At 71.2% G+C, this 12113-nt stretch carries 9 protein-coding genes; 3 read left to right on the top strand and 6 right to left on the bottom strand.

The genetic code is table 11. From position 1 onward, the window contains the following. Positions 1 to 36: 36 nt before the first annotated feature. Together ABEB03_RS40175 and ABEB03_RS40170 are read right to left on the bottom strand one after the other, a co-directional pair. On the bottom strand, positions 37 to 903 hold the full coding sequence (locus tag ABEB03_RS40175; protein ID WP_345657957.1) for an acyl-CoA thioesterase: 867 nt from the start codon (positions 901 to 903) through the stop codon (positions 37 to 39). 19 nt (positions 904 to 922) lie between these two features. Further along, the gene (locus ABEB03_RS40170) at positions 923 to 3436 is read right to left on the bottom strand and encodes a DEAD/DEAH box helicase (protein WP_345657956.1); all 2514 of its coding nucleotides are present in this window, start codon (positions 3434 to 3436) and stop codon (positions 923 to 925) included. Positions 3437 to 3581: 145 nt separating this feature from the next. Between ABEB03_RS40170 and ABEB03_RS40165 the strand changes: the two genes are divergently transcribed. Continuing rightward, positions 3582 to 4376: a metal-dependent hydrolase gene (locus ABEB03_RS40165; protein ID WP_345657955.1), complete on the top strand. Its 795-nt coding sequence runs from the start codon at positions 3582 to 3584 to the stop codon at positions 4374 to 4376. Positions 4377 to 4429: 53 nt separating this feature from the next. Here ABEB03_RS40165 and ABEB03_RS40160 read toward each other — a convergent pair whose 3' ends face one another. The 4 genes from ABEB03_RS40160 to ABEB03_RS40145 all read right to left on the bottom strand — a co-directional run bounded on the left by ABEB03_RS40160 (position 4430) and on the right by ABEB03_RS40145 (position 9126). Continuing rightward, positions 4430 to 4699, bottom strand: coding sequence for a type B 50S ribosomal protein L31 (locus ABEB03_RS40160; protein ID WP_345657954.1), 270 nt, complete (start codon positions 4697 to 4699; stop codon positions 4430 to 4432). A 21-nt stretch (positions 4700 to 4720) separates the two neighbouring features. After that, positions 4721 to 5191, bottom strand: coding sequence for a DUF5709 domain-containing protein (locus tag ABEB03_RS40155; RefSeq protein WP_345657952.1), 471 nt, complete (start codon positions 5189 to 5191; stop codon positions 4721 to 4723). A gap of 273 nt (positions 5192 to 5464) precedes the next feature. Continuing rightward, positions 5465 to 7246, bottom strand: a complete 1782-nt coding sequence (locus tag ABEB03_RS40150; protein ID WP_345657951.1) for an ABC transporter ATP-binding protein — start codon at positions 7244 to 7246, stop codon at positions 5465 to 5467. Beyond that, on the bottom strand, positions 7243 to 9126 hold the full coding sequence (locus ABEB03_RS40145) for an ABC transporter ATP-binding protein (protein WP_345657950.1): 1884 nt from the start codon (positions 9124 to 9126) through the stop codon (positions 7243 to 7245). Before ABEB03_RS40145 ends, ABEB03_RS40150 begins: the two co-directional genes overlap by 4 nt. 299 nt (positions 9127 to 9425) lie before the next feature. Here ABEB03_RS40145 and ABEB03_RS40140 point away from each other — a divergent pair, with 299 nt between their 5' ends. Both ABEB03_RS40140 and ABEB03_RS40135 read left to right on the top strand, forming a co-directional pair. Further along, a complete protein-coding gene (locus ABEB03_RS40140) occupies positions 9426 to 10163 on the top strand; it encodes a L,D-transpeptidase family protein (RefSeq protein WP_345657949.1) in 738 nt (245 codons plus the stop codon). A gap of 108 nt (positions 10164 to 10271) precedes the next feature. Next, on the top strand, positions 10272 to 11870 hold the full coding sequence (locus ABEB03_RS40135) for a peptide-N4-asparagine amidase (RefSeq protein WP_345657948.1): 1599 nt from the start codon (positions 10272 to 10274) through the stop codon (positions 11868 to 11870). Positions 11871 to 12113: the final 243 nt, after the last annotated feature.

The raw sequence follows: 12113 nt of genomic DNA, 5'->3' as shown, positions 1-12113 counted from the left end.
CGCCCTTCACGGACGGTCGGGCACAGGGGCACACCCTCACAGCGCCCGGAAGAGTCCCTCCTGCACCACCGAGACGAGCAGGCGTCCGTGAAGGTCGTAGATGCGTCCGCGCGCCAGACCACGCCCGCCCGTCGCGATCGGGGATTCCTGGTCGTACAGGAACCACTCGTCCGCGCGGAACGGGCGGTGGAACCACATGGCGTGGTCCAACGAGGCCATGTCGAAGCCTCGCTTGCCCCACAGCGGTTCCACCGGGATGCGGACGGCGTCGAGCAGCGTCATGTCGCTGGCGTACGTGAGGGCACAGGTGTGCACGAGCGGATCGTCGCCCAGCGGCCCGACCGCCCGCATCCACACCGCGCTGCGTGGCTCGGCGTCCTTGATCTCCTCCGGGGTCCAGCGAAGCCGGTCCGCGTAACGGATGTCGAACGGCTGGCGCCGCGCCATGCGCTCCAATGCCTCGGGGAGCGCGCCCAGATGCTCCTCGATCTCCTGCGTCACCGTCGGAAGCGACTCCGGGTCCGGAACCTCGCGGGCCGGCGGCAGCTGGTGCTCGAAGCTCCCTTCCTCAGGCTGGTGAAAGGAGGCGGTCAGATTGAAGATCGTGCGTCCCTGCTGGACGGCGGTGACACGACGGGTGGTGAACGACCGTCCGTCCCGGACCCGTTCGACCTGGTACACGATGGGCACGCCCGGCCGGCCCGGCCGCAGGAAGTACGCGTGCAGCGAGTGCACGGGCCGATCGCGCTCGGTGGTGCGGCCCGCGGCGACCAGCGCCTGGCCGGCCACCTGGCCGCCGAAGACCCGCTGCAGGGACTCCTGCGGGCTGCGGCCACGGAAGATGTTGACCTCGATCTGCTCCAGGTCGAGCAGGTCGACGAGCCTCTCGGCCGGGTTCGTCATGTGTGGGATTCTCCTGAGCTCACAGCTGGCCGACATCGGTGACGCGGACGATGGCACGTCCTTCCGCGTCGGAGGCCGTCAGGTCCACCTCCGCACTGATGCCCCAGTCGTGATCACCATTCGGGTCGGCGAAGGTCTGACGCACCCGCCACAGACCGTTCTCCGGCTCCTCCTCGATGAGGAGCAGCTTGGGCCCACGGGCGTCCGGCCCGGTGCCGAGGTCCTCGTACTCGTCCCAGTACTTGTCCATCGCCTCGCCCCAGGCATCGGCGTCCCAGCCGGAGTCGCCGTCCATCTCGCCCAGTTCGTCGACGTTGTCGAGAGCGGCGAGCTCGACACGGCGGAACATGGCGTTGCGGACGAGGACACGGAAGGCGCGGGCGTTCGAGGTGACCGGCTTGACCTGGTCGGCCTTCTCCTGGGCCTCCTCGGCCGTCATCTCCTCCGGGTTGGCGAGCTGCTCCCACTCGTCGAGGAGGCTGGAGTCGACCTGGCGCACCATCTCGCCCAGCCAGGCGATCAGATCCTCCAGGTCCTCGGACTTCAGATCGTCCGGGACGGTGTGCTCAAGAGCCTTGTAGGCACTGGCCAGGTAGCGCAGGACGATGCCCTCGGTGCGGGCGAGCTCGTAGAAGGAGACGAACTCCGTGAAGGACAGCGCCCGTTCGTACATGTCGCGGATGACGGACTTCGGGGACAGTGGATGGTCGCCGACCCACGGGTGGCTCTTGCGGTACGTGTTGTACGCGTGGAAGAGGATCTCCTCCATCGGCTTGGGGTACGACACGTCCTGGAGCCGCTCCATGCGCTCCTCGTACTCGACGCCGTCCGCCTTCATCGCGGCGACGGCCTCACCGCGCGCCTTGTTCTGCTGCGCCGCGAGGATCTGTCGTGGATCGTCCAGCGTCGACTCGACGACGGACACCATGTCCAGGGCGTACGAGGGGGATTCGGGGTCCAGCAGGTCGAACGCGGCGAGCGCGAAGGTCGACAGCGGCTGGTTGAGCGCGAAGTCCTGCTGGAGATCGACGGTGAGCCGCACGATGCGCCCGGTCGCGTCGGGCTCGTCGAGCTTCTCGACGATGCCGCCGTCGAGGAGCGAGCGGTAGATGGCGATCGCCCGCCGGATGTGCCGCAGCTGCTGCTTGCGCGGCTCGTGGTTGTCCTCCAGCAGATGCCGCATCGCCTCGAAGGCGTTGCCCGGCCGGGCGATCACCGACAGCAGCATGGTGTGCGTCACGCGGAAGCGCGAGGTAAGCGGCTCGGGCTCGGAGGCGATGAGCTTTTCGAAGGTGTTCTCCGTCCAGCCGACGAAGCCCTCGGGAGCCTTCTTCCGCACCACCTTGCGGCGCTTCTTCGGGTCGTCGCCGGCCTTGGCGAGGGCCTTCTCGTTCTCGATGACGTGCTCGGGCGCCTGAGCCACCACGAAACCCGCCGTGTCGAAGCCCGCACGACCGGCGCGGCCCGCGATCTGGTGGAACTCTCGGGCGCGCAGCGTGCGGACGCGGTTGCCGTCGTACTTGGTGAGCGCCGTGAACAGCACGGTCCGGATGGGGACGTTGACCCCGACGCCGAGGGTGTCCGTGCCGCAGATGACCTTCAGCAGGCCGGCCTGGGCCAGTTTCTCCACCAGGCGCCGGTACTTGGGCAGCATGCCCGCGTGATGCACACCGATCCCGTGACGCACGTAGCGGGAGAGGTTGCGGCCGAACTTGGTGGTGAAGCGGAAGTTGCCGATCAGCTCGGCGATCTGGTCCTTCTCCTCACGCGTGCACATGTTGATGCTCATCAGCGCCTGCGCCCGCTCCACGGCCTGGGCCTGCGTGAAGTGCACGATGTAGACCGGCGCCTGCTTGGTGGCGAGCAGCTCGGTGAGCGTCTCCGTGAGCGGAGTGAGCATGTACTCGTAGGACAGCGGGACGGGACGGGTCGCCGAGCGGACGACCGCCGTGGGCCGTCCGGTGCGCCGGGTGAGGTCCTTCTCGAACATCGAGACGTCACCGAGCGTCGCCGACATGAGGATGAACTGCGCCTGGGGCAGCTCCAGGATCGGGATCTGCCACGCCCAGCCGCGGTCGGCCTCCGCGTAGAAGTGGAACTCGTCCATCACGACCTGGCCCACGTCGGCGTGCTTGCCGTCCCGCAGCGCGATGGAGGCCAGCACCTCGGCCGTGCAGCAGATCACCGGGGCGTCGGCGTTCACCGAGGCATCGCCGGTGAGCATGCCGACGTTCTCGGTGCCGAAGATCTTGCACAGCTCGAAGAACTTCTCCGAGACGAGGGCCTTGATCGGCGCCGTGTAGAAGGTGACCTCGTCACGGGCGAGCGCCGCGAAGTGGGCGCCGGCGGCGATCATGCTCTTGCCGGAGCCCGTGGGCGTCGAAACGATCACGTTCGCACCCGAGACCACCTCGATCAGCGCCTCCTCCTGGTGGGGATAGAGGGTGAGACCGCGTTCCCCGGCCCACGACTCGAAGGCTTCGTAGAGGGCGTCGGGATCTGCGGTCTGCGGGAGCTGATCGATGAGGGTCACGCCCCCATCTTGCCTGTCGACCCGCCCGATGGGGGAATCGGATGCTGGTCCGAAGATCACGAACGCTACGCTGTGGCGCCGACGGAGCATCAGTGCGCACGGGCAACTGGACAGCGGCACAAGAGGAATGGGGCGGGGAGCGGCCATGATGGGACCAGCACACTCACTGTCGGGAGCCGCTGCCTGGCTCGGGGTCGGAGCGGCAGCCGCCGCCGCGGGACATGCCATGCCGTGGCCGGTCCTCCTGGTCGGCGCCCTGATCTGCGCCGGTGCCGCGCTCGCCCCCGACCTGGACCACAAGGCGGCCACGATCTCACGAGCCTTCGGACCGCTGTCTCGGGGCCTGTGCGAGATCGTCGACAAGCTCTCGTACGCCGTCTACAAGGGGACGAAGAAGCAGGGCGACCCGCGGCGGTCGGGAGGTCACCGCACGTTGACGCACACGTGGCTGTGGGCGGTGCTGATCGGCGCGGGCACGTCGGTCCTGGCCATCACGGGAGGCCGCTGGGCGGTCCTGGCCATCCTGTTCGTGCACATGGTGCTCGCCATCGAAGGGCTGCTGTGGCGAGCCGCCCGGGGTTCGAGCAGCGACGTGCTGGTGTGGCTGCTGGCGGCGACGAGTGCCTGGATCCTCGCCGGGGTCCTGGACAAGCCGGGCAACGGTTCGGACTGGCTGTTCACCGCGCCGGGCCAGGAGTACCTGTGGCTCGGACTGCCGATCGTTCTCGGGGCCCTGGTCCACGACATCGGGGACGCCCTGACGGTGTCCGGCTGCCCGATCCTGTGGCCGATCCCGGTCGGCCGCAAGCGCTGGTACCCGATCGGTCCGCCCAAGGCGATGCGCTTCAGGGCCGGCAGCTGGGTCGAGCTCAAGGTGCTGATGCCGGTGTTCATGCTGCTCGGCGGGGTGGGCTGCGCCGCGGCGCTCAACGTCATCTGAGGCTGTCGTCGCCGGGCGGGGCCGGTCCCCGGACCTCGCCGGCGACGTTGCGATCAGGCGGCGCCGTCGCCCCCGGAGCCCTGCGCGCCGTAGCGGCGCTCGAACTGCGCGATGCGTCCCTCCGAGTCCACGGTCCGGGCCTTGCCGGTGTAGAAGGGGTGGCTCTCCGACGAGATCTCCACGTCCACGACCGGGTAGGTCTCGCCGTCGTCCCACTCGATGGTCCGGTCGCTCGTCGCCGTGGAGCGGGTGAGGAAGGCGTAGCCGGCGGACCGGTCGCGGAAGACGACCGGGTGGTAGTCGGGCTGCTTGTCCTGCTGCATGGATGCTCCTCGAGGGGATGGTCAGCCGGACAGGAAGTCCTCGTCGACGATGTGCATCGCCGCCTCCTCGGCCGAGGCCGCGGCACCGTCGATGCCCACGTCGGTGGCGATGAGCCCGCTCTCCTCGTCCTCGTGCGCGCCCTCGTCGGGGGCGACGAGACGGCCGGAGCGCAGATCGCCCACCTCGTTGTCGAGGAGCTCGCCGTCCGTGCCCTGGACGTCGCCGATGCCGTCTCCGGCGACTTCCGCGATGTCCGGCAGCTCCTCGGCGAGGCGCTGCTCCAGGCTCTCGCCCTCGTGGCCCTCCGCGGCGGTCACCCCGGCGTGCTCCACGGCCCAGGGCCGCTCCGGAGGGGACCAGCCACGGTCCAGGGGGTCGCCGACGCCGTCGGCGAGCAGAGTGTCCTCGGCGTCGAGCAGTCCCGCGTCGTCCTGTACCTCGGATCCGTCGGGCTGGTAGACGTCGTCCCCCCATCCGTCGGCGCTGTCCACGGGAACCTCCAGAGGGTGCGGGCGGGGCTCGGTGCCGCCGCACTCGACGGTCGGCGCTCGGGCCGCTGGACACAGGCGCCGCCCCACGCGAACCGGGTGGTTCCGGGGGAGTACCCCGAGCCGGTGCCCACATCCAGCCTTCCACCCCCCTTCGGCACCGCGCAACGGCACGTGCTCCGGCCATGGAACCGGAGCACGTGCGAAACGGCCCTCCGGAGGCGGCCGCACCCCTGCCGACGGGCCGTGACACCGGCGCGACGGCAGGGGCCGGGATCATCCGTGCCAGGACCGCCACAGCGCCGCGTAGGCGCCGTCGGCCGCGACGAGCTGGTCGTGGCTGCCGAGTTCGCTGATGCGGCCGTTCTCGACGACGGCGATGACGTCGGCGTCGTGCGCGGTGTGCAGGCGGTGTGCGATGGCCACCACGGTGCGGCCGTCGAGGACGCGTGCGAGCGAACGTTCGAGGTGGCGGGCCGCACGCGGGTCGAGGAGCGAGGTCGCCTCGTCCAGGACCAGCGTGTGCGGGTCGGCCAGGACCAGACGGGCCAACGCGATCTGCTGGGCCTGGGCCGGGGTGAGCGCGAGTCCGCCCGAGCCGACCTCGGTGTCCAGGCCGTCGTCGAGCGCCCGTGCCCAGCCGTCGGCGTCGACGGCGCCGAGCGCGGCCCACAGCTCGGCGTCGACCGCGCCGGTCCTGGCGAGCAGCAGATTGTCGCGCAGGGATCCCACGAAGACGTGGTGCTCCTGGTTGACCAGGGCCACGTGCGAGCGGACCTCCTCCGCGGGCATCCGGGACAGTTCGGCGCCGCCGAGCGTGATCCGGCCGTCCCGGGGCGCGTAGATGCCGGCGAGCAGCCTGCCCAGCGTGGACTTGCCCGCGCCGGACGGGCCGACGAGGGCCAGCCGGGTGCCGGGGGCGACCTCCAGGGACACCTTGCGCAGCACGTCCACGCCGGCGCGGTAGCCGAAGCGGACCTGGTCCGCGTGGACGTCCCGTCCGTCCGGCGCCACCGACGGGTCGCCCGCGTCCGGCTCGATGTCCCGGACGCCGACGAGGCGGGCCAGGGAGACCTGGGCGACCTGGAGCTCGTCGTACCAGCGGAGGATCAGGCCCACCGGGTCGACGAGCATCTGGGCGATGAGCGCGCCCGTCGTCAGCTGCCCCACGCTGATCCACCCGTGCAGGACGAAGGTCCCGCCGATCATGAGGACCGAGCAGAGCACCGTCACGTGGGTGAGGCTGACGACGGGGAAGAGGACCGACCGCAGCCAGAGCGTGTACCGCTCCCACGCGGTCCACTCCTCGACCCGGCGGTCGGACAGTTCGATGCGGCGCGCGCCCAGGCGGTGGGCCTCCACGGTGCGACCGGCGTCGACCGTCTCGGCGAGGACGGCGGCGACCGCCGCGTAACCGGCGGCCTCCGAGCGGTACGCGGACGGCGCGCGCTTGAAGTACCAGCGGCAGCCGACCACCAGCAGCGGTACCGCGACGAGGACGGCGGGGGCGAGCGCCGGCGCGGTCACGGCGAGGCCGCCGAGCAGCAGCGCGGCCCACACCACCCCGATGGCCAGCTGGGGCACGGCCTCGCGCATGGCGTTGGCCAGCCGGTCGATGTCCGTGGTGATGCGCGAGAGCAGGTCGCCCGTGCCGGCCCGCTCGAGGACACCGGGCGGCAGGCCCACCGACCGCACGAGGAAGTCCTCACGCAGGTCGGCGAGCATGCGCTCGCCGAGGACGGCACCGCGCAGCCGCACCTGGTGCACGAAGACGGCCTGGACGAGGAGCGCGGCGACGAACAGTCCGGCGGTGAGCTCCAGGTGGAGATCCCGTGTGCGGTCGGAGACCCGCTCGACGACCGAGCCGAGCAGATAGGGCCCGGCCATCGAGGCCACGACGGCGACCGTGTTGACGGCGATCAGGAGGAGGAAGGCGGTGCGGTGCCTCCGGAAGAGCTCGGTGACGTAGGTGCGTACGGTCTCGGGGGCGCCGACGGGCAGGGTGCTCGCCGTCGTCGGGGCGGCCGGGTCGTACGCCGGGGGCGCCACGCCGATCATGCGGTTTCCTCGATTTCTTCCAGGACGCCGCCCAGAGGGGCCGCGTCGTCCTCCAGGACGCCGTTCAGGACGGCTTCATCGTCTTCGAGAGCGCTGCCGGGAGCGGCCTCGCCCGTCGGGTGTCCGCCGCTCGGCGCGGTGGTGGCCTCGTCCTCGGTCTCCCGGGTCACCACGGCCCGGTACCGCGGTTCGCTGTGTACCAGCTCGCGGTGGACGCCGACGGCGACCACGTCGCCCTCGTGGACCAGCAGGACCCGGTCCGCGTGGTCGAGCAGCAGCGGTGAGGAGGTGAAGACCACGGTCGTCCGCCCGGCACGCAGGGAGCGCACGCCGTCGGCGATCCGGGCCTCCGTGTGCGAGTCGACGGCGGACGTCGGCTCGTCCAGGACGAGCACCTCGGGGTCCGTGATCAGGGACCGGGCCAGCGCGAGCCGCTGGCGCTGGCCGCCCGACAGGGACCGTCCGCGCTCGGTGATGTGGGCGTCCATCGGGTCCTGGGCGTCCAGGGAGCCCTGGGTGAGCGCCTCCAGGACGTCGCCGCACTGCGCGGCCGCCAGCGCCCGGGCCGCGCTCACCTTGCCGGAGGAGGGCACGTCGAGCAGTTCGCTCAGCGAGCCCGACAGCAGCACCGGATCCTTGTCCTGGACGAGGACGGCGGTGCGAGCGGTGTCGAGCGGGAGTTCGTCCAGCGGTACGCCGCCGAGGAGCACCGAGGTGCCTTCCTCGGAGGGGTGTCCGCCCAGCCGTTCGGCGAGGAGACCGGCCGCGTCCGGGTCTCCGCACACCACGGCGGTGAGGCGTCCCGCGGGCGCGAGCAGCCCGGTCGCGGGATCGTACAGATCCCCGCCCGGTGTCCGCTCCGTCAGCGTCCCGCCGCTGTCCACGGCGCGCTGGAGGGACAGCACGCGGGCGGCGCGTCGGGCGGAGGGCCTGGAGAAGGAGTAGGCCATCGCGATCTCTTCGAAGTGCCTGAGCGGGTAGGTCAGCAGCATGACCGCGCTGTACACGGTGACCAGTTCGCCCACGGTGATGCTGCCGTCGCGGGCCAGCCCGACGCCGTGCCAGACGACCGCGATCATCAGCAGACCCGGCAGGAGCACCTGGATCGCCGAGATCAGCGACCACATGCGGGCGCTGTGCACGGCGGCCCGGCGGACCTCCTGGGATGCGCTGCGGTAGCGGTCGAGGAAGAGTTCCTCGCCGCCGATGCCGCGCAGCACCCGCAGACCGGCCACGGTGTCCGAGGCCAGTTCGGTGGCGCGCCCGGCCTTCTCCCGCTGGAAGTCGGCACGCCGTGTCGCGCGGGGCAGCAGCGGCAGCACGGCGAGCGCGAGGACGGGCACGCCCACCGCGACGATGACGCCGAGCGCGGGCTGGTAGAGGACCAGGCCGACACAGACCAGCACCACGGTGAGGGCGGCCGCCGCGAAGCGCGACACCGCCTCCACGAACCAGCCGATCTTCTCGACGTCGCCGGTGGAGACGGCGACGACCTCGCCGGCCGCGACGCGCCGGGTCAGCGCGGAGCCGAGCTCGGCGGTCCTGCGGGCGAGCAGCTGCTGGACGCGCGCGGCCGCGGTGATCCAGTTGGTGACGGCGGCGCGATGCAGCATGGCGTCGCCCAGCGCGATACCCACGCCGCACAGCGCGATCAGCCCGCCCGCCAGGGCGAGCCGGGCGCCGGAGGAGTCCACGACGGCCTGGACGGCGAGGCCGACGCAGAACGGCAGCCCGGAGACGGCCACGAAGTGCAGCAGACCCCAGGCGAGGGCCTTGAACTGCCCGCCGAGCTGATTCCGGCCGAGCCACCACAGGAATCGGGGACCTGAGCGTGCGTCCGGCACACCCGGGTCGGGATACGGAAGGTCTTGAATCTGCATGACGTCCCAGTGGCTCGTGTCAGGGGTGGAGGGAGGCGCGTTCTCGGCAGCCGGCCGGCCCTGAAGACCGGCAACAAACCGTGAAAGGTTCGCGTCGCAGCGTGGTCGGAAGCAAACGATTTATCGCCCCGCGGCACGGATTCGGCCCGCGGCTCGTGACGCGCGGCAGGGCCGGCGGCGTCGAGCGTCACGCCGGAGGAGTACGTACGAAATGGCCCTAAAGGGTTGGAAGGTGAGGGAAGGGGCGTTACCGTGACCGGCTGCGTTCCGCGTCTCGCCGGGGTGTCACCATGGTCGGCATGCGATCGGTCGGAGTCAGGAGTGCGGGAGTCGTCGCGGTGGCCTGTGGGCTGCTCGCCGTCTCCCTGTCGGCGTGCGGCGGCTCGGACACCGGTCGCCGGGCCGAGGGCGACGGCGGACCGGCAGCGTCGGACGCCCCGAGTCACAGCGCGGACCTGAAACGCATCCCCGGCATCGGTGACGCGATGAGGGCCCGTATCCCGTCGGACGCGCGCCAGGTGGTGGCGGTCCACGGCGAAGGCGTGGACTCCGCGGACTCCACGGTCACGCTGTACACGAAGTCGGGCTCGACGTGGGAGAAGACCCGCAGCTGGCCCGCGCACAACGGCAAGAAGGGCTGGACCGTCGACCACCACGAGGGCGACAACCGCAGCCCCGTCGGTGTGTTCACGCTCAGCGACGCGGGGGGTGTGCTCGCAGATCCCGGCGCCCGGCTGCCGTACACCCGGTCCCCGTCGTTCGCCGCCCCGCGCTACTGGGCGAAGTCCCACTGGCACGACTTCGACTACGTCATCGCCATCGACTACAACCGCGTCAAGGGCACGGCACCGAACGACCCGACCCGCCCCGAGGGCCAGTCCAAGGGGGGCGGCATCTGGCTGCACATGGACCACGGCAGCGGTACGTCGGCATGCGTGAGCGTGTCCCGGCCGGCCATGGAGTACCTGCTGCGCACACTCGATCCGCATCGGCATCCTGTCGTGGTGATGGGGGACGAGGCCGACTTGAAGGCCTAGTCGTCCTGGTGGGGTGGGCAGCCCCACGCGGAGAGGGGCGTGTTCGTCGGTGCGCGCGGTGCGTGGGCCCCATTGCGGGTGGCCCGACCGCCCCGTAGAACACCGCACATGAGAAGACGGATGGTCATGTCCATGCTCGCGGGAGCGATCCTCGTGGCGAGCACGCTGTTCGGGGCGGCTCCGGCGTCGGCCGCCTCGTCACCGGAACCACCGGCCGAGTTCGGGACGGACTGGCACGACCCCCTGACGGCGGCCCCGCCGGTCGGCAGGCCCGCCGGCCGGTCCTGTGAAGTGACGCTGGCCGAGGCGCAGTTCCGCGACTTCACGCCGTATCGCGGCACGTATGCGCCGCCGACCGGGTGCGGAGACCGCTGGAGCAAGGTCGTGCTGAGACTCGACGGCAAGGTCAAGGGGCGGCAGTTCGACCGGCTCGGCTACGTGCACGTCGGCGGGGTGGAGGTCCTTCGCACGTCGACGCCCGAACCGTCGCCCGACGGCATCGCATGGTCCGTCGAGAAGGACGTCACGCGCTACAGCGACACCCTCCGACGCAGCCAGGACGTCGAGATGCTCATCGGGAACGTCGTCGACGACACGTACACGGGCGTCATCGACGTCAAGGTCACGCTGACGTTCTTCGGGGGCAGGCCGGCAGTCGCACCCGACCGCGTGCTGACCCTCCGGGACGGCACGCTGACCACACCGCGCAACAGCGAGCGCGTCGTCGCCGAGGTCTATGCGACCGGGTCCGGCGGCGGCTGCGAGGAGTACTGGTACCTCACCGTGCCGGACCCCGCGCCGTACTCCTGTCGTGCGGACGACGGGCCCTACCGCGAGGTGCAGATCAGGGTCGACGGCCGGCTCGCGGGCATCGCCGAGCCGTTCCCGACCGTGTGGACCGGCGGCTGGTCCAACCCCTTCCTCTGGTATGTGATTCCGGGCCCGCGCGCCTTCGACGTCAAGCCCGTCGAGTACGACCTGACCCCCTTCGCGGGGCTCCTGAACGACGGGCGGGCACATCGGGTGGACGTGTCGGTCGTCGGCGTCCCCGAGGGACAGACCGGCTGGAGCACGCCGGTCAACGTCCTCGTCTGGCAGGACGCCGGACGAGAGCGGGTGAGCGGGGCGCTGACCGAGACCTCGGACGACGGCCTCGCCGACTCCTCGACGTACACGCCCGGGGCGGAGCACCGGCTCGACACCCGGGGAAGCCACCGGCTGACCGCCTCCGGGTACCTGGACACCTCGCACGGCCGGGTGCGCACCACCGTCACCCGCTCGCTCGCGAACACCTCCGTGCACCGCTGGACGGACGGCGAGAACACCGACGCGCTGGAAGCGACGTGGACCGATGACGAGACGGTCACCGTGGACGGGCGCGGACCGGCGAGGGCCACGCAGAACCGGCGCACGTACACGATGGACGGCACGACGACGCTCGGCGCGGACGAACGGCTGCGAACGGTCCTGACGCTCGGAGACCGGGCGGCCGTCGGTGAGACGCGGGCGGGACAGCGCACCGCGTGGTCCCGGCTGGACGACACGTACACGGGCGACGCGACGTACACGGCGAACGTGCCGCGCGATCAGCGTCATGCGGTCGGCACGACACGCGAGCGCTACCGGCTGCTGGGTTCGGCCGGGTGCTACGACCGCGACCTGGTGACGGTGCAGGGAGTGCTCACGCAGGACCGCAGACGCTGCTGATCCTCGGGGGCGCTCCGGCGCGGCCGTTACGTGGGGTCCGCCCGTACCCGGAGCCCGCCGTTTCGTGGCGTCCGCCACCACGTGGGCCCGCCGTTTAGTGGCGTCCGCCAACACGTCGGTGGCCGACTCCTGGCGTCCGCCAACACGTGGGCGGCTGACTCGTGGCCGGCCGACTCGTGGGGCCCGTCGACCCGTGGGTCCTCCCGCGAATCCGCCGTTCCCCGGGGCCCGTTGATCAACGGG

It is taken from the genome of Streptomyces siamensis (assembly GCF_039543605.1).
Classification (GTDB): Bacteria; Actinomycetota; Actinomycetes; order Streptomycetales; family Streptomycetaceae; genus Streptomyces; species Streptomyces siamensis.
Note: the sequence above shows the minus strand (reverse complement) of the source record. Positions and strands in the feature narration are given on the sequence as shown.

Coding starts and splice junctions, on each gene's coding strand:
- ABEB03_RS40175 (WP_345657957.1), bottom strand. CDS start 903: ATGACGAACCCGGCCGAGAGGCTCGTCGACCTGCTCGACCTGGAGCAG.
- ABEB03_RS40165 (WP_345657955.1), top strand. CDS start 3,582: ATGATGGGACCAGCACACTCACTGTCGGGAGCCGCTGCCTGGCTCGGG.
- ABEB03_RS40160 (WP_345657954.1), bottom strand. CDS start 4,699: ATGCAGCAGGACAAGCAGCCCGACTACCACCCGGTCGTCTTCCGCGAC.
- ABEB03_RS40150 (WP_345657951.1), bottom strand. CDS start 7,246: ATGATCGGCGTGGCGCCCCCGGCGTACGACCCGGCCGCCCCGACGACG.
- ABEB03_RS40145 (WP_345657950.1), bottom strand. CDS start 9,126: ATGCAGATTCAAGACCTTCCGTATCCCGACCCGGGTGTGCCGGACGCA.
- ABEB03_RS40140 (WP_345657949.1), top strand. CDS start 9,426: ATGCGATCGGTCGGAGTCAGGAGTGCGGGAGTCGTCGCGGTGGCCTGT.
- ABEB03_RS40135 (WP_345657948.1), top strand. CDS start 10,272: ATGAGAAGACGGATGGTCATGTCCATGCTCGCGGGAGCGATCCTCGTG.